17 protein-coding genes and 1 pseudogene are annotated in these 20,790 nt (G+C 44.1%); 8 read left to right on the forward strand and 10 right to left on the reverse strand.

From position 1 onward, the window contains the following. Nucleotides 1–4 precede the first annotated feature (4 nt). Complete coding sequence (locus tag M654_RS19405; RefSeq protein ID WP_026589577.1) at nt 5–688, reverse strand: NAD(P)H-dependent oxidoreductase; 684 nt, start codon at nt 686–688, stop codon at nt 5–7. 131 nt (nt 689–819) lie between these two features. On the opposite strand from M654_RS19405, the gene M654_RS19410 reads away from it, so the two are divergent. Then, nucleotides 820–1,200: a winged helix-turn-helix transcriptional regulator gene (locus M654_RS19410; RefSeq protein WP_026589578.1), complete on the forward strand. Its 381-nt coding sequence runs from the start codon at nt 820–822 to the stop codon at nt 1,198–1,200. Here M654_RS19410 and M654_RS19415 read toward each other — a convergent pair. Next, nucleotides 1,197–2,108, reverse strand: a complete 912-nt coding sequence (locus M654_RS19415) for an alpha/beta hydrolase (protein ID WP_236251286.1) — start codon at nt 2,106–2,108, stop codon at nt 1,197–1,199. The genes M654_RS19410 and M654_RS19415 overlap by 4 nt on opposite strands. 156 nt (nt 2,109–2,264) lie before the next feature. Between M654_RS19415 and M654_RS19420 the strand changes: the two genes are divergently transcribed. Genes M654_RS19420 through M654_RS19430 form a run of 3 tightly spaced genes read left to right on the forward strand, consistent with a single transcriptional unit; the run spans nt 2,265 to nt 3,603 of the window. Next, entirely contained in the window at nt 2,265–2,825 is a 561-nt protein-coding gene (locus M654_RS19420) for a TetR/AcrR family transcriptional regulator (RefSeq protein ID WP_026589580.1), read from the forward strand. Nucleotides 2,826–2,837: 12 nt separating this feature from the next. Further along, a complete protein-coding gene (locus M654_RS19425) occupies nt 2,838–3,167 on the forward strand; it encodes a DMT family transporter (RefSeq protein WP_026589581.1) in 330 nt (109 codons plus the stop codon). A 16-nt stretch (nt 3,168–3,183) separates the two neighbouring features. Next, entirely contained in the window at nt 3,184–3,603 is a 420-nt protein-coding gene (locus M654_RS19430) for a YvaD family protein (RefSeq protein WP_026589582.1), read from the forward strand. On the opposite strand, the gene M654_RS19435 is transcribed toward M654_RS19430, so the two are convergent. The 3 genes from M654_RS19435 to M654_RS19445 all read right to left on the reverse strand — a co-directional run bounded on the left by M654_RS19435 (nt 3,569) and on the right by M654_RS19445 (nt 7,118). After that, a complete protein-coding gene (locus M654_RS19435; RefSeq protein ID WP_026589583.1) occupies nt 3,569–4,864 on the reverse strand; it encodes a nucleotide sugar dehydrogenase in 1,296 nt (431 codons plus the stop codon). The genes M654_RS19430 and M654_RS19435 overlap by 35 nt on opposite strands. A gap of 86 nt (nt 4,865–4,950) precedes the next feature. Beyond that, nucleotides 4,951–6,015, reverse strand: a complete 1,065-nt coding sequence (locus tag M654_RS19440; RefSeq protein ID WP_026589584.1) for a Gfo/Idh/MocA family protein — start codon at nt 6,013–6,015, stop codon at nt 4,951–4,953. Next, nucleotides 6,012–7,118 (reverse strand): DegT/DnrJ/EryC1/StrS family aminotransferase, encoded by a 1,107-nt coding sequence (locus tag M654_RS19445; protein WP_026589585.1) that lies wholly within the window; start codon nt 7,116–7,118, stop codon nt 6,012–6,014. Before M654_RS19445 ends, M654_RS19440 begins: the two co-directional genes overlap by 4 nt. Before the next feature lie 371 nt (nt 7,119–7,489). On the opposite strand from M654_RS19445, the gene M654_RS19450 reads away from it, so the two are divergent. After that, nucleotides 7,490–8,386, forward strand: coding sequence for an NAD-dependent epimerase/dehydratase family protein (locus M654_RS19450; RefSeq protein WP_026589587.1), 897 nt, complete (start codon nt 7,490–7,492; stop codon nt 8,384–8,386). 33 nt (nt 8,387–8,419) lie between these two features. Next, complete coding sequence (locus M654_RS19455; RefSeq protein WP_051290477.1) at nt 8,420–10,390, forward strand: glycosyltransferase; 1,971 nt, start codon at nt 8,420–8,422, stop codon at nt 10,388–10,390. A gap of 84 nt (nt 10,391–10,474) precedes the next feature. Here the strand turns inward: M654_RS19455 and M654_RS19460 are convergent, their stop codons facing one another. After that, on the reverse strand, nt 10,475–12,169 hold the full coding sequence (locus tag M654_RS19460; RefSeq protein ID WP_081692884.1) for a glycosyltransferase: 1,695 nt from the start codon (nt 12,167–12,169) through the stop codon (nt 10,475–10,477). Nucleotides 12,170–12,391: 222 nt separating this feature from the next. On the opposite strand from M654_RS19460, the gene M654_RS19465 reads away from it, so the two are divergent. Beyond that, a complete protein-coding gene (locus M654_RS19465; RefSeq protein ID WP_026589589.1) occupies nt 12,392–13,276 on the forward strand; it encodes a sulfite exporter TauE/SafE family protein in 885 nt (294 codons plus the stop codon). 12 nt (nt 13,277–13,288) lie between these two features. On the opposite strand, the gene M654_RS19470 is transcribed toward M654_RS19465, so the two are convergent. Next, nucleotides 13,289–14,371: a glycosyltransferase gene (locus M654_RS19470; RefSeq protein ID WP_026589590.1), complete on the reverse strand. Its 1,083-nt coding sequence runs from the start codon at nt 14,369–14,371 to the stop codon at nt 13,289–13,291. A gap of 180 nt (nt 14,372–14,551) precedes the next feature. Here M654_RS19470 and M654_RS19475 point away from each other — a divergent pair, with 180 nt between their 5' ends. Next, nucleotides 14,552–16,822: a glycosyltransferase gene (locus M654_RS19475; RefSeq protein WP_026589591.1), complete on the forward strand. Its 2,271-nt coding sequence runs from the start codon at nt 14,552–14,554 to the stop codon at nt 16,820–16,822. A 315-nt stretch (nt 16,823–17,137) separates the two neighbouring features. Here M654_RS19475 and M654_RS19480 read toward each other — a convergent pair. The 3 genes and pseudogenes from M654_RS19480 to M654_RS19490 all read right to left on the reverse strand — a co-directional run. Next, nucleotides 17,138–18,331, reverse strand: a pseudogene (locus M654_RS19480) (NTTRR-F1 domain); the annotation flags it as partial. 226 nt (nt 18,332–18,557) lie between these two features. Next, a complete protein-coding gene (locus M654_RS19485) occupies nt 18,558–19,883 on the reverse strand; it encodes an NTTRR-F1 domain (RefSeq protein ID WP_035428776.1) in 1,326 nt (441 codons plus the stop codon). A gap of 202 nt (nt 19,884–20,085) precedes the next feature. Then, nucleotides 20,086–20,778, reverse strand: a complete 693-nt coding sequence (locus M654_RS19490; RefSeq protein WP_026589594.1) for an acyltransferase — start codon at nt 20,776–20,778, stop codon at nt 20,086–20,088. Nucleotides 20,779–20,790: the final 12 nt, after the last annotated feature.

Genomic DNA, 20,790 nt, shown 5'->3' on the forward strand with positions numbered 1-20,790 from the left:
TTCTTTAGTTTACCCATTTAACGACTTGATCAAGCTCCTGTCTTGTTTTCGGACGCGGCTCTTTGACGCGGTATCCGAAGGCGACCATGACGGAAACGTCAAATTTTCCATCTTCAAGCAGCCCTTCTTTTTCCAAGATGTCGTGGACTTGGTCATAATCGAAGCCTTCGATCGGGCAGGAGTCGATGCCGATCATCGCTGCCGCCGTCATCATATTGCCGAGCGCGATATAAGTTTGCTTAGAGACCCAGTCAAACATCGCCCGATCGCTTTCAAGCAAATGAAAATCGGATTCTTGAAATTTACTCAATACACCGCCCTTTTTAATCATGTTTTCCTTAATTTCAGGCGGCATTTTTTTGACATTGTCCAGATGCTCTTCAATATAGTCGGAATCATACTTCATTTCCTGAGCGGTACGGCCGAGCAGCAATACGAAATGGCTCGCTGTCGGAAGCTGCCCCTGTGCTCCCCATGAGACTGCACGCAGCTTTTCGCGCAATTCTTCGTTTTGAATGACAAGAAATTTCCACGGCTCAAGACCGAATGAACTCGGTGACAATCTGCCCGTTTCTAAAATAAAATGAAAATCTTCGTCTGAAATCTTTTGATTCGGGTCAAATTCTTTCGCGGCATGTCTAAATTGATATGCAGCAAGTATATCTTGTTTTTTGGATTGATCTGCCATGATGGTTTCTCTCCTTTTGCTCTTTAGTGTATTTTCCTTTTTCAATTCCATTCTAATGATTATAATGAGAATAAGAAAGTACGCACATTTTTGTGGTATAGTATCATTTTTTATACTAAGGAGAGAGAAAAATGAAAAAATATCCGGGAGCATGCGAAACAGCGGGAGGCTATTCGTGTCCGGTGGAAGCGACGATTGATATTATCGGCGGCAAATGGAAAAGCGTGATTTTATTTCATTTGATCGATGAAAAAAAGCGATTTAATGAACTGCGGCGTTTGATGCCCGGTATAACGCAGCGGATGCTGACCCTGCAGCTTCGCGAACTGGAGCGCGACGGAATCGTTCATCGCGAAGTGTATAAACAGGTTCCGCCGAAAGTCGAGTATCGTTTAACAGAATTCGGCAAGACCCTGATCCCGATCATTCATCAAATGATGAACTGGGGATTGTCATATGCCGCTAAGATCGATGAGGCGCGCACTAGATCGGCGGCGGCTGAAAAGCTTTAAACAGAGTGGACCGGCTCAACTTTCAGCAAAAAGTCTCTTATGTTGTTAAAATACGCCTCCGGATTTTGGCTGAACCCGCCGACATGTCCGGCTCCTTCAATGACATAGAGCTTTTTGATTCCTTTTTTGCGTTCATACAGGCTTTTAGCCATTTGCAGCGGGACAAGCTGATCATTTGTCCCGTGAATAATAAAAAGCGGCGTCTCTGTCTCTTCAAGGTTTTTGACAGGTGAAATATCAGAAAGGCTCCAGCCGTAGCGCTGTTTGATCAGACGGCTTGTCAATGGAATCAGAAACGGAACAGCCCATTTGACAGCCGCTTTCAGCTGGAACCGGCATAGTTCGGTTAAATCGCTGAAACAAGAATCGGCAATACAGAACTTGATTCTCCTGTCTTGTTTCATCAATTCAACGGCAGCCGCCGCTCCCAGCGATTCGCCGAGGACGCCGATATAAAGGTCTTTGCCGAACTTTTGTTCAAGCTCATCCGCCCACATTGCCAAATCGTGTTTCTCAAAAAATCCGTAGGAAACGTGCGATCCTCCGCTTAAGCCGTGGGCTCTGCTGTCGCACAGGAGAACGTGGTAGCCGAGCGACTGAAACAGTTCGACATATTTGTAGCCGCCAAACAGCGACCATTTGATGCCATGGGCGATCATGACGGCTTTCCTGCTTTTTGGAACAGGAAAAAGCATCGCATGCAGCTGACAGCCGTCCTTAGACGTCAAAAACAGCTCCTCTTTTTGATGTGAATCGAAGACATCATCAATGATTTCCCCATTTTTGACACCGCTAAAGAAAGTTTCTTCATAACTGCTCCTGTGCGGCAGTACAAACAAATAACTGACAATCAAACTGGCGGCGAAAATGCTGAGCCCCAGCCCCAACATGATCAACAGAATTCCCATCCACACGGTCCTCACCCTTTTCGTCCTGTTTAATCACATTGTATTCTCAGGTTGATTTGGGCGTGAGTGTGAAGAAGTTTACATATGTTTGATTTCGGTATACAATACCATTGGTACCAAAATGTTTCCCTAAGTACCAAAAAGGAGGAAGCAGGATTGAAAGAACGGATGATTCAAGAAACAATTCAACTGATTCAGCAAAAAGGGTTTACCTTTACGATGAGCGATTTAGCGAAACAATTATCCGTCAGTAAACGCACGATTTATGAATGTTTCTCTTCAAAAGACAACCTTGTTGAGCAAGTGATCGATCATGTAATCCAGCAAATTAAAGAAAAGGAGAAAGCCATCACGGCTAATGAACAGCTCGGGGTAATCGAAAAAATCGAACAAATCTTGATTTCCGTACCGGCTGATTTTGAGTTAATGGATATTCGCTTATTGACGGAATTGAAAAAATTCCATTATGAACAATGGCTGAAACTTGATGTGTTTTTAAAGGAGGATTGGTCTGTTGTTGAAGATCTGTTCAAACAAGGGATCTCGCAAGGAATGATTAAAGAGATCCATTTGCCGCTATTCATTCAAATGTACACAGGGAGTCTGAGTCAGATTTATGATCCCTCTTCTTCTCTGAAAAACCGGTTTACAATGGGAGAAATTTTGACATCAGCCGTCGATATTCTGATCCACGGCATCAGTGCGAAACAAAAATAGGGGGAAACAGCTATGCATTGGCTTTACTTATGTTTGGCAATCCTTTTTGAAACGGCGGGTACAATCAGCATGAAGCTTTCAAACGGTTTTTCAAAGATTATTCCGAGCATTCTGCTGCTTGTTTTTTATGCTGCGAGCCTGGTGTTTTTAACGCTTACCTTGAAAACAATGGACATCGCGGTCGCCTATGCGGTTTGGTCCGGATTGGGAATCGTCTTCATTTCCGTTATGGGGTTTCTTTATTTTGGTGAGAGTATCAGTCTCCTCAAAGTGATTTCGATCATTCTGATTATCACAGGAGTCGTCGCTTTAAATGTTGCAGAGCATCGGCCAATTAATTGAAGCTGGAGGAAAAACTGTGAAATATGTAAAACCACTAATGCTTATTACAGATATCGGCTTTATTTTATACTGGTTTGTTACACTTTTTCACCTCATTCCGGAAGAGGCGGCCTTCAAGGATTATCACAATCCGGTCATCGTCGCTTGGAATTGGTCGTTTTTGCCGCTTGATATTTTGATTTCAATCAGCGGCCTGATCAGCTTATATTTGCATAAAAAAAAGCGGCCGCTATGGAAAAACGCCGCTCTCATTTCTCTTGTGTTAACGTTCTGTTCCGGACTGCAAGCCATCGCTTTTTGGGCGTTCAGAGGGGATTTCGATCCGGTCTGGTGGTCTTTCAATCTGTTCTTAATGATTTACCCTCTATGTTTCATCCGCATTGTGATGACCGATAACACAGCTACGAAAGACCATTTCCAAGCTGGACGACTTTAGCTTTCCCAGAGTCGTCTCTTAAAACGCCCCTCGTATCAAAGACGACTTTTGCATGTTCTAAGAACAAATCTTTCGGAAGTTCGGCATGGTCTGTTAACACGACGACACAGTCATATTGTTTCAAAGTCTCGGAATTGATCGGTTTGCTGGAAAGCTTTTGACCGTGAAGATCAAGCTCCGGCACGTACGGATCGTGATAGGAAACAGCGGCCCCCATGCCGATCAGCTTCTCGATGATATCGAGCGATTTCGATTCGCGCATATCGGCCACATTCCGTTTATATGTCACACCGTAGATGAATATATTCGCCTCCGTCGCTTTATCCTTGCCCGCCAATTGCAATGAGCGCTCGGCAATATAGCGGACGATTCGATCGTTCGTCGCCTCCGACAGCTGGATAAATTCGCTTGAGAGGCCGATTTTTTTAATCATAAACTGCAAATATAAAGGGTCAACTGGTATGCAGTGGCCGCCGATGCCCGGTCCGGGATAAAATGCGGAAAATCCGTAAGGCTTCGTGCTTGCCGCTTCGATGACTTCCCAGACATTGACGCCGAGTTTGTCGCAAATCATCGCGAACTCGTTAATAAATGAAATATTAATAAATCGATACGTATTTTCCAGCAGTTTTGTCAGCTCGGCAGTTTCCGGAGATGTCACCGGCACGACCTCTTGGTAAATCCCGCTGTATAATCGATAGATGCGGTCAAGACATTGAGCCGTCGTTCCTCCGACCACTTTCGGAACGACTTCGATCGGGAATTGATTGCCTGGATCGACCCGCTCAGGCGAATAGGCCAAATAAAAGTCTCTTCCGCAAGTCAGACCGCTCCGCTCTAAAATCGGTTTGACGATGTCTCTTGTCGTGCCGGGATATGTCGAGCTTTCCAAGACGACGAGCTGGCCTTTTTGCAAGTGTTCTGCGATCGATTGCGCCGCTTTTTCCACATAAGCCAAGTCGGGTCCGGACTGATCATCGAGCGGTGTCGGCACGCAAATGATGACCGCGCCGGCTTCTTTGATCATCCGATAATCCGCAACAGGGCGAAATAAGCCGGACTCTATGCCGCTTTGCACCGTTTCGCCTTTAATATCGGATATATAGCTTTTTCCCCTTTTTAAACAATCGATTTTTTCTTCGTCCAAATCAACGCCGATGACCGGCATTCCTTTTGCGATTAACAACATCGCCAAGGGCAGGCCGACAAACCCTAGGCCTATGACTGCTATCGTTTTGTTTTGACTTTCCTGATCCTTCATTTATAAAACCGCCCCTTCTATACATACCTTTAATAAAATATGATTCATATCTTTTTTTGAAAGGGACGATTTACTATTTCACAAACCTATTTCTTGTTCATGTCAGCCGTTTGAAATGATGGAAGCGGCAGTTCGACGACTCTTTTGGACAGTGCAGATTGATAGATGCCAAAAATGGTTTGCAACGCTTTTTTTCCTTCATATCCGTCAATCAAAAGCGGTTCATCTGATTGCACGGCGCTGATGAAATTTTGGTACATGGCGGTTTGCTCGCCCTCTTGATCAATCAGCTTTTCCGCTTCTTTCCTATCCTTCTCTTTCCCGGCGATAAACCAGCGGTTGATCTTGTTTAAAGATGGTCCCTCCAATGAAATCGCTCCGTTTTCCGCAAAGATCGAAAGCGAACTCCCCAGATTGTTTGGCTGTGTGACAATATTGGCTTCGATAACCCCCTTTGCCTGATTGCCAAAAGTCAGGACGCCAAGGGCCACATCTTCCGTTTCCTTTGCGGGTGAAACGGTCAGCATATCACCGTATACGCTTTTTACATCGCCTAAAAACCATTGCAAAAGATCGATCAAATGTATGCCCTGGTTGACGAGCATACCGCCGTCCTTTTCCCAGCTTCCCCGCCATGCGGCCGCCTCATAATACGCAGGAGAGCGGTTCAAGCGAAGCGAAACGGCGCCTAAGTATGGCTTTCCCAATTTGCCTTGTTCGATCGTGTCTTTTATTTTTCTCATGATCGGCCGATGGCGCATTTGATGGCAGACCATAAGCTTCAGACTTTTCCGCTCCGCCAGCTCAATGATGTCGTCGGCATCTTTCAAAGACAGTGTCATTGGTTTTTCCAAGACGACATGCTTTCCCGCCAGCAAAGACTTTTTCGCCATTTCCGCATGAAGTCCGGAAACGGCGGCAATGATCACGGCTTCGACGTTCTCATCAGCAAGCAAATCGTGATATTGTTCATAGCGCGCGATGTTTCGTTTCGTGCTGCCCATCGCTGCATAGTATTCAGCCGCTTCCGCCATTCTTTCGTTTTGTACATCACTGACTGCCGATAGTTCCGCCCCGTCGCACAGATTGAGGGCGCGCAGATGTTTTCTGGACATGTAGCCGCAGCCGATCAGGCCGAAATGAAGCGTCACTTTTGCCCGCCTCCTGTGCCAAGCAGGACGGAGATGACCTGTTCTTGTTCTTCGTTTGTCAGGAAAGGATCCATCGGGACGGCGAACAAAGTTTCCGATAAAGACTCTGCGACAGGAAAATCTCCTTTTTTGTATTTCAGAGAAGCGTAAACATCCTGCAGATGAAGACAGCACGGATAGTAAACACCTGAGTGAATGTCCTCGTCCTTCAGCAATTGCATGATCTCCTGGCGGTTTTTCGCGCCGATACAATAGAGATGATAGATATGTGTGCGGTCCTCCTTTTCCGCCGGCAGTGTAAATGAAGCTTCTCGCAATGATTCATTGTACTTTGCAGCGATTTTCCTTCTTTGTTCATTCCAGCCGTCGATCTTTTCAAGAAGAATCAGCAAAATGGCCGCGTGCAATTCATCGAGCCGGCTGTTATAGCCGATTTTGTCGTGAAAGTATTTTTTGCTCGTGCCATGCGTTCTGAGCGTTTTGACCCGTTGGGCCGCCTCAGAGTCCGAGATGGTCACCATGCCTCCGTCACCCAAGGTTCCCAAATTTTTCGTCGGAAAAAATGAAAAGCAGGCTGCATCCCCAAGACTGCCGACAGGGCGGCCTTTATATGTGGCGCCGAACGCCTGGCAGGCATCCTCGATCACAATCAGTTCATGCCGTTTGGCCACCGCCGTGATTTCAGCCATATCAGCCGGCTGGCCGAAAAGATGAACGGGAATGATCGCCTTTGTCGCCGGTGTGATTTTTTCCTCTATTTTAGCCGGATCAAGATTGTAGGTTTCCCGATCGACATCGGCAAACACTGGAGTCGCACCGACTCTTGAGACGGCTTCGGCGCTGGCGAAAAACGTAAACGGCGTTGTGATGACTTCATCTCCCTTGCCGATGCCGAATGCTTCGAGCGTCAGCACTAACGCGTCCGTACCGTTCGCAACCGCTACGGCTTCTCCCGCGCCGAGCTTTGCGGCTATTTTTTTCTCCAGCTCCGCGACTTTCGGCCCCAATATATATTGGCCGCTGTCTAATACAAGTTCGACTTCATGTAAAATGTCGGCTTTCACCTTTTGAAACTGCTTTTTTAAATTGATTAGCGGAATCATCTATTTTCCTCCTTGTTCGGCAAAAATCCCAAGATAATGTATGATCCCAGATGACAACTTGCCACGGCTGATGTTTTTTAAATGTCAATTTCGGCTTATAGCAGTAAACAGACAGCCTATAGCAATCAAAAAAGAAATTCATAACATATTAAGACAAATAGAATAAGGATTTACAGCGTTTTTCATCATGAAAACGAGATGAAGCCGGCATTCAATCCATCCTGCATTTTCAACCATAAAATGAAAAGAAAGGAAGGTTGCTATCATGCAAAGCAAAATCATTTCCAGAAAGAGAATTTTGATAATATGACATTCTATTTCTTTTTCTCCAATCCGCAAAGGCATATCGTACTAGATTGGATGAAATATCAATGAGTCAGCTCCCTAAAATATTAATCACCGGAGCGGGCGGATTTACCGGCCGGCACGCATGCCGGCACTTTTCGCAGGCGGGATTTGATGTTACGGCCATAACAAGGGTCAAGGCACCTGAAGGGAATATTAAAATTGAACGCTGCAACCTGACAGACAAAGACGCGGTAGCAAACTTAATCAAAAAAACAAAACCTCAGTATCTCCTTCATTTAGCCGGACAAAACCATGTCGGGCAGTCTTGGCTTGATCCTGTTTCAACACTGGAAAACAATCTTTTATCCACTTTGTATTTAATAGACGCTCTTCGTCAGGAAAGTCCCGAATGTAAAATCTGTGTTGCCGGTTCCATTTTGCAGTTTGATTTAAAAGATCTGTCTACTCTTCAACATCCATACAGCCTCAGCAAAACACTGCAAGTCTTGGTTGCTCAAACATGGGAACATCTTTACAACATGCAGATCATCATTGCCAAGCCGTCGAATTTAATAGGACCTGGATTTTCCAAAGGCGTTTGTTCGGTTTTCGCTCGCAACATTGTCGACATGGAAAAAAATAATGGAGAAAAGGTCCTTGAAGTTGACAATTTAAACGTTCAGCTCGATTTTTTGGATGTACGGGATGTGGTCCGTGCTTATGAAATCCTTTTAACAAACGGCGAACCAGGAGAAGTTTATGTAATTGCCACAGGCAGGAGCCATTCTCTTAACGAAGTGGTCCATATTTACAAAAAACTGACAGCAATCGAATTTGAGATCAAGTCGCGAAACAATGAAAAAACATCAGCAAAACCGGATCTGGACCCTGCCAAAATAATGAAATTAGGATGGAAACCGGTTATTTCGCTGGAATCATCACTAGCTGATATTTTGAAATTTTATCGTTCAAACATGTGATTGAAAAATCATACATTTGAAAGGTGGATGGAAATGAGAGATGTAGGGATAGTGATGCCCGTTTATAAGCAAACTCCTGAATATTTGACATTAGCCCTGCAGTCGATTCTGCTGCAAAGCTATCAGAACTTTTATTTTGTCATCGTTTCAGACGGCGCTCCCCCTGAAACTGTAGCTGTCATCAAAGATATAACAAAACAAGACGACAGGGTTCACATTATTCTTAAAGAAAAAAATGAAGGAGTAGCAAAAACCTTAAACATCGGGTTTGATTATTTGATGAAAATAGAAGAAGTTAAATATTTCACATGGGTTTCAAGTGATAATATTTATTATCCTGATTTCATTGAAAAGCTTCGGCATGCATTGGAAACAGCCCCGGCCAATGTCGGGCTGTCTTTCAGCAGCTTTCGGCATATTGACCATAAAGGGGATTATTTAAAAGAGCCAAGCTTAGAAGAATTTTACAAGTATCAAAATCAACCGAAAGAAAACCTTCTTGATGTTTGTTTTATCGGTGTATCTTTTATGTACAAGAAACAATTTGCAGCTATGATAGACGGATATCACCTCGAACCTGTTGAGGATTATGAGTACTGGCTGCGCCTGACAGAGCATTGTGATATTGTTTTTATCGAAGAAGTGCTGATGGAATATCGAACCAATTCCCCGCTGAGTGTATCTGCTAAACTAAGAAACTCAAAAGAAGAGCACCGCAGATGGAGATATGCTTTTAACCTCGCTAGACATCAAGCAAGAAATCGAAGAAACATTCCTTATCTTTTAACCATTATTTATCCTGTTCAAGACGGGTCTGAAAAAACAATCGAAAAATTAGAGCAATTGTTAGAGCAATCATTTAGCAATTATAAGCTGATCATTATCGATCGAACATTGGATCAGTCTGCTATCCAAACAATGAAAAATATTGAAGATCCGAGGGTTGTCCTGATTGAATTACCGGGCGCCACTGAAAAAGACGCTATACGTAAAGGTATGCTTGGTGCAGATACGCCTTTCTCTTTAATTTATGGCAAAGGTGCATTTCCGTCTTCAATCCTCGCATTGTACGATATGATTATTAAAGGCTGTGACACGAAAGAAGAATCAGAACAAGCTCCGGTTGCCATTATCGATAATGGATATCGTCTTGTGAGCACCCGTTCTGTCATATTGGGAGAAGATTACGAGTTCGGGGAACTTTATGACACAACAATTTTGAAAATCAACTTATTTCAAAACAAGCAGCAGATTCGTTTACCGAAAGTATTAGTCAATTCCGTACCAAAAAGCGGAACTCATTTACTGCTGCAAATTATCCTCGGAATTCCGGGAATGAGACGGACCGATTTCTGGGTTTTCGAAGAAAAGCATTTAAAAGATCTTAAACCAGGATACGTAGCCACAGGCCACTTTGCACACTCTGCAGATCGGGAAAAAATATTAAATGAAACAGATATCAAAACAATATTTATCTATAGAGATTTAAGAGATATAGCCGTTTCACTCGTCCATTTTGTCATGATCAACAAATATAATCATCCATGGAATCCATATATGAAACATCATTTGAAAAATCACGAAGAACGGCTGATGGCGATCATAAAAGGTGCTTCACTAAATCAAGAAGAACAAGCTGAATATGGAATTGGCTTGCTGCCAAATATACTTGACTTCACAAAAAACTTTTTACAATGGGCGCAAGCTTCCGGAATCTGCATCGTGACGTTTGAAGACCTTATGCGCGATGAAGCTTCGCAAAATAAAACGATCATGCACATCATCGATTTCTTATGGGAAGATCTTCAGTCATTACAATTATCAAAGCAGCAATTGCTTCAAAAAATGAAACAAAATATTCATTCCAGCGCTTCAGATACATTTAGAAAAGGAAAAATAGGAGATTGGCAAGAGGAATTTAATGAAAGCCACAAGCAAGCGTTTAAAGAAATAGCGGGAGAAGCACTGATCCAATTAGGGTACGAAAAAGATAACAACTGGTAAAAAGAAAGCAAAAAATCGCCGGGAATCGTTCAGATCAGGTTCCCGGTTTTTATAAAACTAAAAAATCCCTTTCAAAGGGATTTTTTAAATGACATGTTTTAACTCATGAATCATATTCAAGAAGCGTTCCGCGTATTTTTCCGGCGCGAAATGGTCTTCAATGTGTTTCAGAGCATTCCGTCTAATCTCTTCTCTTAAAACACCATTTGCAATGAGTTCTTTCCCTTCTTGTACCGCTTGATGGATGTCTCCAAGTTCAAAAAACTTCCCTGTTACATTATGGGTAATAAAACTGCGCACTCCGTCGGAATCGGTTGTCAGAACGGGACACCTGCAAACCATCGCTTCAAGTACGGCATATCCGAACCCTTCTACTTTAGAGGTGGAGCATAAAAATCCCCCCGAATCGCCGATGATGGAAAAGTATTCGGCCATTTTTTGATGCGGCTGGTTTGCATAAACGGTCAGATGCTCTTTCAGATTCAGCTCGTTTATTCTTTCTGCAAATGCGCTCCTTTCTTCTTCTTCCGCCAATGTACTGTCTTCAAACATCCAAAGTTGAATGGAATCATTTTTCTGGATCAGCTTTGCTCCGATAGAGAGAAAATCCCTCCAATTTTTATTTTCTTCCAGCCTTCCCACCCAGCCGATAATCGGGTTGTTTTGTTTCGGAAGCGTCTGATAGTGGAACTCCTTCGTGTTAAAGCAATTATGAAAACAAAATTTCTTTTTTGCAGGAAAATACTTTTCAAACGCTTGCTGGAGATGCGGTGTTTGCGGATATAAAATCGCATCACTGCATTCATTGACGATAGAATAAGCATGGATCTCCAAAAACTCATCTACATACTCTTTATTGTTGCCCAGCCCTTGCACTTCATAAATCAACAGCCCTTGATATCCAAATTCTCTTATGGTTTTCAGCAAAAGAAGGTCTGAACCGACTACAATGGCATCATAATTTTCTCTAAAGATGATCTCTTTAATTTCGTCTTCATAATTTGTTATAAAAATAGAGGTATTCACCTTGTTTTGCAGCCCTGTTCCTTCTTGTAAATATAAAAAATCACATTTTACACCGAATTGGTGAAGAGCATACAAACGCTGTCTGTTTAATGTTTCCACACCTCCGCTCGGCACAAAAAAAGTAAAGAGAATCTTTAGGTTTGTTTTTTTCACTGCGGGACCTTTAATTGTTCCATCAGCAGCCTGGACCATCTTTTTGCCGCCTTCACTCCATTTCCAGCAGCCAAACAGACCGGGTTCGTTTTGAGCCGGTTTTCTGTTCATATGTTCCAAAATTTCAGATTGTGTTTTTGCTTTACTCCAAATTCTGATTTCATCAAGTTTTCCGTTAAAGTCACGGGTGCCAGATCCCTTGAAAACTCCCGATGGAACAACCGTTTTGAAGGTGCTGACATTCCCCTTTTTAACAAATTGCCCGTTAATATATAGAAAGGGCGTTTTATCATGGTATACCAGTGCAATATGTGTCAAGTCGTTTAAAGGCGAGGGAAAGGTAAAAGCCAAAGCCTCTGTTAGAACCGCTTCATGTTCGTATACTGTAATACCGTTTGCTCCAAGTGAAATCCCAACACCGGCCAGAAAAGATCCACCGCCTTCTCCATTTACGCCGGAAACTGGTATCACAGCATACCGTTCCTCCTTTACTTCCGGAACTGGCTTGGCCCAAAACTCTATTGTGAATGTATCTTGAATGTTCTCGAATAAATGTTTTGTTATGCTTTTATGCTGATCATGAAATGTATGGTATAACATCGCTAAGATCCCTCCAACATTCTTTTTATCATCATATGCTCATTCCGGTTTCCGGAGTAGACCTCTGTCCTTTCGCCCATTAAAACCGCCGAATCTCTCAGACAGCTTCATTATTTAACAGAGTACCTCCGGTGTTTAACCACACCGCGAAGCGATCGAAGCATAGAATAACTTAGATATCATATATTTAGTCCTCACCTATTTTTCACAAGGGGTATGGCTATGAGAAAACTGATGATCTTTGCAATGATAGGCTTTTTCGCTCAGCTCATTGATGGTGCGCTCGGAATGGCTTACGGCGTTACTTCGGCATCGCTTTTACTGACGTTCGGAATCGCCCCGGCAGCAGCTTCGGCATCGATTCACTTTGCAGAAGTCGTGACCACCGCCGCTTCAGGTGTTTCCCATATGAAATTTGGAAATGTCGACCGATCGGCTTTATATAAATTGATCATCCCCGGTTCTGTTGGTGCATTTACGGGGGCATGCTTTTTGAGCAGCCTGTCCGGCGATGTTGTTAAACCTTTTATTTCTTTGTTTCTATTCATATTAGGGATATATATCCTGTTTCGTTTTCTATTTAAATTTCATCCAAGCAGTCAGAAAAAATCGATTGATTTGACAAGAAAACAGTCAATCGCTTTAGGGTTAGCCGCGGGTTTTGCCGATGCAACCGGAGGCGGCGGATGGGGACCGATTGCAACCCCTGTATTGTTATCGAAAAAGGGAGCTTCCGTTAGAAAAACCGTCGGTACAGTGGATACAAGCGAGTTTGCAATTGCGGTTTCCGCTACTGCAGGTTTTTTGATCTCATTAGGCTGGGAGGAAGTGAATTGGACATGGACGATTGCCCTGATGTTAGGCGGAATTGTTGCAGCTCCTATTGCAGCCTGGCTTGTGCGGATTTTGCCGGCATATTTGCTGGGAGTCCTTGTAGGAGGCTTTATTATCGTCACCAATGTCCGGACCCTGATTCTCTTCTGCTCTATCACCGCTTTATGGAGTGCCGCTATTTATGCCACCTTATTGATCGGATGGGGGGTTTCCATTTTTTATGCGGTGCGCCGTCATCGTAAAAATAAAAACAAAAGCCTACTTGACAAGTAAGCTTTTGTTTTTTTATTTGTTTATTCCTAATTTTCCTTCTAACAATTGTTTATTATGAAGAACTGACTTATCATTTGGACGATATTTCCGTGCCGCTTCGTTATGCTGGTACGATTTTTCAAAATCTCCTAAATTATAATAGCAGACACACATTTGCAGATGAGGATACCAGGTGTAGTAGGCCGGATAGCTGAAACTCCATTTATTGGAGTCCGGAACGAGTTTTGTCGCCTGATCATACCAATAGATGGCCGCATGGAATTCCCGTCTGCGCTGAAAATTGTAGCCGATTCGGCTGCACGTCTCAGCACGCGGCGTTTTCGAGAATTCAAAAGACTGGAACAGCGATCTGAGCTCGTTTTCCATATCTCCGAGAAAGCGGTAGCAGTCCGCTTTATTAATGCAGGCGTACACTTTATCTTCAATCCAGCCTTCTTTCATGGCAATGTTTTGATCATAGCTTTCGATTGCTTTTTCGTAATGGCGGTTTTCTCTCAATTCATTTCCATAGTAAAAGTAGTCTCGCGCTGAAAACTCGTCGCCCCGATCAATTTTCTGCTGGTAAATATTCAAGTTGCGTCCGACGGAATGGCGGATTTTTTTATGTGTGACAGAGATATCGGCATTGATGATATTCCCGTAGACTTCAAGATACTGGTGACAGTCGCCTCTCCATTTAAAGTTTCTCTCCCTTTTCACTAAACGGTTGCGGCGGTATCTCAGCGTCACATTTCCGTATTCGTCTGTACCGGCGTCATAGTACATTGAAACCGAATCAACCGATGGGTCCAGCGTTTCCTTCAATTCTTTTAATTTCTTTTGATCTTCTTCAAGCAAAACATCATCCGCATCCAAATAAAGAATGTAATCTTTTGTGGCATGCTTAAATGATTCATTTCTGGCCGCCGCAAAATTGCCGATCCATTCAAAGAAAAAGACGCGGTCTGTGTACTCTTTCGCGATTTCGACCGTTTTGTCAGTCGACCCTGTATCGACAATATTGATCTCATCTACGATGTCTTTCACGGTATCAAGACATCTTGCCAATACTTCTTCTTCATTTTTGACTATCATACATAGGCTGATCGTGACCAAATATGTTCACTCCTTATCATGATATCTTCACTTCAATAGATTATGAGTGAAGCAGGTTTCTTGTTTGTACCATTGCCATAGTTCAAAAAGAGTGGGGATGAATATCACGGCAACTTCGCATTCTTCGGTGAATATAGATAGTACTAGAGAAAATTTCGTTCATATAGGAGGATGCTTGAGGTGGCTCAAAATCATGAACTCGATGTACTGTTGCGTTCACTGGATCTCGCCGGTGAACATGAAATGACCCGGGTGACGGCTGAAGAAAACTGGGAGGAAGCCGAACAAATCATCAAAGATAGACTGAAAGCAGATCCATTTAATCCTGTCATACTCGTCAGTTTAGGTTTGATTTATGAAAAGAAAGGACGGATTCAACAAGCTTGTGAACTGTATGATGATGCTGCTTTTTTTATGAATCACACACAGAAAAAGAAATTGTATATGGAGAAAAGCAGTCTTTTCCAGAGCATTGAAAAAGTTCGGCCGAAAATCGTTTTCTTTGTCAAACCGAATTTGGATACGTTTATCAACCCTGTAATCGACCATCTTTCCGATTCATACAGAACAGTAAAAGCGGTGGTTACAGATCTGAAACAAGTCGATAAAGGCATGAAATGGGCGGATATTTGCTGGTTTGAATGGTGTGACAACCTGATCGTTTATGGAAGCAAGCTGCCTTTCGCACAGCAAAAAACATTAATTTGCAGGCTTCACAGCTATGAAGCTTTTACAGCGTATATCCATCAAGTTCGCTGGAATACGGTGGATCAAGTGATTTTTGACGGAAAACACATGGAGCAATTCGTGGTGAATCAAGTGAAAAGTCTGGAAAATACACAGGCCGTCACCATCCCAAATGGGGTAAACTTAGACCAGTATACGTTTACTGAACGTGAAAAAGGGTTTCATATCGCATGTGTCGGCTATATCAATTATAAAAAAGGGCCGATGCTTTTATTGCACGCGTTCAAAGCGATTCATGACAAAGATCCAAGATACAAATTGTTTATCGCCGGTCAGTATCAAGACATCCGCTATCAATTATATTTTAAACAAATGATTGAAGAGCTGGATTTGCAGGACAGCGTCCAGATGGACGGCTGGCAGAGCGATATCAACCGATACTTGGAAGATAAGCATTATCTCATTTCGACAAGCCTTTTGGAAAGCCAGCAAATGTCGGTTATGGAAGCGATGGCAAAAGGAATCAAACCACTTGTTCACAATTTTTACGGTGCAAAAACGATTTACGATGCGGCATTTGTATGGAACACGATTGATGAACTGGTCGAAATGGTCACTGAACATGACTATTCCTCCGTTCAATACCGGGCTTATATTGAAAAGCATTATTCGTTTGACAAACAAATGAAGCAAATCGAAGAAACCATCTCAAAGCTGGCAAAACCGGCAAAAACGAGTGTACACACAGCCATTCTCAATCCGCCTAAAATCACAGTCGGAATCGTCAATTACAATTACGCCCGTTTTTTGGACCAATGCGTTCAGTCTGTCATGAATCAGACGTATCCGAATATGGAAATCATCATTGTGGATGATCATTCCACCGACGGTTCAATTGAAATAATAAATGCTTATAAAGAACAGCATCCAAACATAAAAACGATATGCCATCAAGAAAATTCAGGCATGGCAGATACGGCATTCACAGAGATTTTCGAAGAAGCTACAGGTGAATATGTAATGCCTGTCAGCGCAGATGATTTTTTGGCGCATGACAATGTGCTCTATGATTTGATGGAATGTTTTTATGAACAAGAGAATTTAGATTATGTTTACGGAGACTTTTTATTAGTCGATGCTGATAGCAAAACGATCGGAAGCTGGACTTACCAATCATATACGGATGATGAAGTGATACGTCGTGTGTTTGAAAGAGGCGGGTCCGGTGTGTATCCAATGGTAGGATTGTTCAAATTGTCTTTTTATCGCAAGCATAACTACTCCTGGGTCGCCGATTGTAAGAATCTATATGCCGGTGACACATTGAATAGTATCGTCAATATTAAACGCGGCTGGAAATACCATTATTTAAATAAACCTGTTTATTGCTATCGGAGACACCAAAAAAATTTCACTTATCATATAGACAAACGAATACCGTCTATCATTCATGTGATGGAATATATTATTGAGCATTTTAGTGAAGATGTATATTTGCCTTATATCAATTGGAACGAACTTGAGGAAACCCACAGAAAGGAATTGAAATATTTTACCATCGGAAAAGTCTATGCAGCTATTGCAAAGGAGTATCAAAAGAACGGATTTACACGGCACCTTGACGAAGAAGCGAAGAAAAAGTGTGTCCGGCCATTGCTAGAAAAAATGCTTAGTTATTTTCATTTGAGTTTGGTTTCCGGAAAAGAAATGTATAGGGAAGATATTGATCACCTAAAAGAGGAGATGGATCATTTGCTGATATAAATCTAACTAAACTGCATTTGAATGTCATATGAATTAGAGGGCTGTCTGATAAGACATATACTTATCGGCCAGTCCTCTTATTTTTGAATTCCTTTTTTCATAAAAAAGAGGCGCATGAAAGCCGACGGCTTTCATGCACCCCTCCTAAAACACTGTAGGTCTTAGATGCTATAGTTATAGCTGCTGCCACAATAATAATGGAGTCCCAGAAACAAAGTGAAGTTAACTCAGTCTTGACTGATTAAGGAACTTTCGGGATTGTTGCAATGCTGCACCGCCAGTTGGGCCGGTTGGGCCAGTTGGGCCGGTTGGGCCGGTTGGGCCGGTTGGGCCGGTTGGGCCAGTTGGGCCAGTTGGGCCGGTTGGGCCAGTTGGGCCGGTTGCTCCCGTTGCTCCCGTCGGACCTGTCGGGCCGGTCGCTCCCGTTGCTCCTGTTGGACCTGTCGGACCTGTCGGACCTGTCGCTCCTGTTGGACCTGTCGGACCGGTCGCTCCTGTTGGACCTGTTGGACCTGTCGCTCCTGTCGGACCTGTCGGGCCGGTCGCTCCTGTTGGACCTGTCGCTCCTGTCGCTCCTGTTGCTCCTGTCGGACCTGTCGGGCCGGTCGCTCCTGTTGCTCCTGCTGGACCTGTCGGGCCGGTCGCTCCTGTTGGACCGGTCGCTCCTGTCGCTCCTGTTGGACCTGTTGGGCCGGTTGGGCCTGTCGCTCCTGTTGGACCTGTCGGACCTGTCGCTCCTGTTGCTCCTGTCGGACCTGTCGGGCCGGTCGCTCCTGTTGGACCTGTCGGACCGGTCGCTCCTGTTGGACCTGTCGGACCGGTCGCTCCTGTTGGACCTGTCGGACCGGTCGCTCCTGTTGGACCTGTCGGACCGGTCGCTCCTGTTGGACCTGTTGGGCCGGTCGCTCCTGTTGGACCTGTTGGGCCGGTCGCTCCTGTTGGACCTGTTGGGCCGGTCGCTCCTGTCGGGCCTGCTGGGCCTGTTGGACCTGTTGGGCCGGTCGGACCTTGTGGACCTGTTGGGCCTACTCCTCCGCCTTCTACATCTAATAGAGCTACATCATCTACTATTACATCAGCTGTTCCTGCCTGCGGCAAAGTATTAATTAAAATAAAAGCCATAGTAGCACCAGCTGGAGCCGGGGTCGTTGTTTGATAGACTTCAAGCCATGTATTGTTTTCGACAACTGGTAATCTATTGAAAGGAATATTAACAAAGAGTCCTTGGCCTAGAAAGTTAAATGAACTATCAAAATAAGAGACTTGAATCTGAACTTGAGGAGATGGGGCAAAACCAACCTTTGCCAGGGAAACAAGAAATTCTAAACCTTCTCCTGCGTCGACTGGAGCAAATTGAGCGATATATGAAACTACATTCCCTCCCAGCAACCTCGCCGACCAAAAACCAGAGTGAGAAAATTGAGTTGTGACTGTAGCATTTTGCCCAACCCAAGGTGCAAGTGTCCCGTTTTCAAAACTTCCATTAATGACCACATTTTGAATCGACATCTAGGATTTAAACCTCCCTTTTTCTATATTTGCTTTAACTCTTTTTCAAGGTTAAAGCTAACATATACTATGTTTTCTACAATAATGCGGTCACGTTATTTAACTCATTGCTTCAACACATTTACCGTCAATTTTGAATCTCATTACCGAACTCTACTCTCTCCAAACCTGAGCTTTGAGAATATCAATTGATAAAATCTCTTATTCTGCTCGAAAAATTATTTAATCAACCGTATATTACAGCGGTTAATGACCTGGTGTTGGCTGAAGCCGTTAAAATGTTATTACCGGTAACCGTTATTCTAAGCTCATAAGTTTGCGTCCCGGATCCCGGATTATCAACCCAAGTTAGATTAGGAATATCACTATACAGACGAATCAATCCTGTTGATTTTTCACCTTGATTATCTTCAGTAACTTGTGCAATAACTTCCCCATTTCTATAAAAACTAAAGACAATACTATATTGGAATAACCCAGCTGGGCCTACTATTATATCTACTTCAGCCATTGAATCGAGCTTTACACTTTGCCCATCTGAAGTGGAAACTGTTGTTGCTAAAACCGACAACTCTGTATCAATTGTTAATGCTAGAGGCATGTTTGATTGTGTTGGTGAAGCCAATATACTGCCTGGACCAGTTGCTCCCGTCGGACCGGTCGCTCCCGTTGGGCCGGTTGCTCCCGTTGGGCCGGTCACTCCCGTTGGACCGGCTGCTCCCGTTGGGCCGGTTGCTCCCGTTGGGCCGGTTGCTCCCGTTGGACCGGTCGCTCCCGTTGGGCCGGCTGCTCCCGTTGGGCCGGTCACTCCCGTTGGGCCGGTTGCTCCTCTTGGGCCGGTTGCTCCTCTTGGGCCGGTCACTCCCGTTGGGCCGGTTGCTCCCGTTGGGCCGGTTGCTCCTCTTGGGCCGGTCACTCCCGTTGGGCCGGTTGCTCCCGTTGGGCCGGTTGCTCCTCTTGGGCCGGTCACTCCCGTTGGACCGGCTGCTCCCGTTGGGCCGGTCACTCCCGTTGGACCGGCTGCTCCCGTTGGGCCGGTTGCTCCCGTTGGGCCGGTTGCCCCCGTCGGGCCTACACCCCCATCTACATCTAGCAATGCAACATCATCAATTAAAACATCTGTTGTTCCCAATTGCTGCAAGTCAATGATTAAAATAAACGCTTGTGTGGTGCCTTGTGGCGCCGCTTCGATTGTTTTGTAAATCTCAAGCCATGTCCCATTTTCTGCAGCAGGTATCCTGCTTGATGGAATAGTTGCGAATAAGCCAAATCCAAGAAAATTAAACGCATCGTCAAAATAAGTGATCTGTATTGCCACAGAAGGAGCAGGAAGTAACTCGGGCTTCGCTAAAGAAACAAAAAACTCCCCGCTTTCTCCCTGCTCAATCGGAACAAACTGAGCGATGAACGAAGTTGAAGTCCCACCCAACATCCTGGCAGAGAAAAAACCCGAATGTGAAAATTGGCCGTTCACAGACGAATTGCTTCCGCTCCAAGGAGACAGGGTTCCGGACTCAAAGCCTCCGTTCACCACTAAATTTTGAATTGACATAATATTTTTCACCTTCGATCATATTATGTGTGCTCCACTGCTTATCTTGTGAAGCTTAAATATAATATGACCGCCATCATCAGTAAGCCACGTTATTTAACTTGTGAAAAACACCTCTTTTTATTAAGAATGGACCCTGACGATATGATTTTCTGTATGCCTCATAACATCTATTAAACTTCCGTAATTACAAATAAAAATCTTATTTCACAACCCGCCCCGGATTGCCCACAGCCGTTTTGCCGGCAGGAATATCTTTCGTGATGACGGCGCCGGCCCCGATGACCGCTTGCTCGCCGATGACAACCGCCGGCAGCAACGTCGCATTATTGCCGATTTTCGCGCCCCTTTTAATCACCGGACCTTGATATGGATAATTGCCCATCCCCATATATTTGTCATTTGATGTTGAACAGCGCGGACCGATAAACACTTCATCTTCAATCTCCATATCCGCGGTGATATAGCATCCCGTTTGAATCGTCACCCGGCTGCCGATCGTCGTGTTGTTCTCAACCATGGCGTTTCGCCCGATGATGCTTTCTTTGCCAACCGTTACATTTTCGCGGATGCTTGCCATATCTCCGACGAACACCCCTTGATCCAAAAGCACGGCCCGATAAATCACAACATTTGAACCGATAACCGCATCGGCTTCAATCTTTAAAGGTGCTCCTTTCTTTTTCGGCTTTCGCGCCATTTTTTTGTTTGATGAAGCCGCTTTGCCTAAGACGGCCAAATCGCCGATCTTCACTCTGTCTCCAATCTGTGTATTCTTTTTAATGACGGCATGGTGGCCAATTTCCACATCATCTCCGATCATCACGTTTTCCTCAATCACGACATGTTCTCCGAACACGACATTCTTTCCGATTTTCGCTGTTTCATGAATCATTCCTACAGCCTC

Origin of the sequence: Bacillus sp. NSP9.1 (genome assembly GCF_000465465.2) — a bacterium.
Taxonomy (GTDB): Bacteria; Bacillota; Bacilli; order Bacillales; family Bacillaceae; genus Bacillus; species Bacillus sonorensis_A.

Excerpts from the sequence above, each read along its gene's own strand:
- M654_RS19405 (WP_026589577.1), bottom strand. The coding sequence starts at position 688 with ATGGCAGATCAATCCAAAAAACAAGATATACTTGCTGCATATCAATTT.
- M654_RS19410 (WP_026589578.1), top strand. The coding sequence starts at position 820 with ATGAAAAAATATCCGGGAGCATGCGAAACAGCGGGAGGCTATTCGTGT.
- M654_RS19415 (WP_236251286.1), bottom strand. The coding sequence starts at position 2,108 with ATGGGAATTCTGTTGATCATGTTGGGGCTGGGGCTCAGCATTTTCGCC.
- M654_RS19425 (WP_026589581.1), top strand. The coding sequence starts at position 2,838 with ATGCATTGGCTTTACTTATGTTTGGCAATCCTTTTTGAAACGGCGGGT.
- M654_RS19435 (WP_026589583.1), bottom strand. The coding sequence starts at position 4,864 with ATGAAGGATCAGGAAAGTCAAAACAAAACGATAGCAGTCATAGGCCTA.
- M654_RS19445 (WP_026589585.1), bottom strand. The coding sequence starts at position 7,118 with ATGATTCCGCTAATCAATTTAAAAAAGCAGTTTCAAAAGGTGAAAGCC.
- M654_RS19450 (WP_026589587.1), top strand. The coding sequence starts at position 7,490 with ATGAGTCAGCTCCCTAAAATATTAATCACCGGAGCGGGCGGATTTACC.
- M654_RS19455 (WP_051290477.1), top strand. The coding sequence starts at position 8,420 with ATGAGAGATGTAGGGATAGTGATGCCCGTTTATAAGCAAACTCCTGAA.
- M654_RS19460 (WP_081692884.1), bottom strand. The coding sequence starts at position 12,169 with ATGTTATACCATACATTTCATGATCAGCATAAAAGCATAACAAAACAT.
- M654_RS19465 (WP_026589589.1), top strand. The coding sequence starts at position 12,392 with ATGAGAAAACTGATGATCTTTGCAATGATAGGCTTTTTCGCTCAGCTC.
- M654_RS19485 (WP_035428776.1), bottom strand. The coding sequence starts at position 19,883 with ATGTCAATTCAAAATTTAGTGGTGAACGGAGGCTTTGAGTCCGGAACC.
- M654_RS19490 (WP_026589594.1), bottom strand. The coding sequence starts at position 20,778 with ATGATTCATGAAACAGCGAAAATCGGAAAGAATGTCGTGTTCGGAGAA.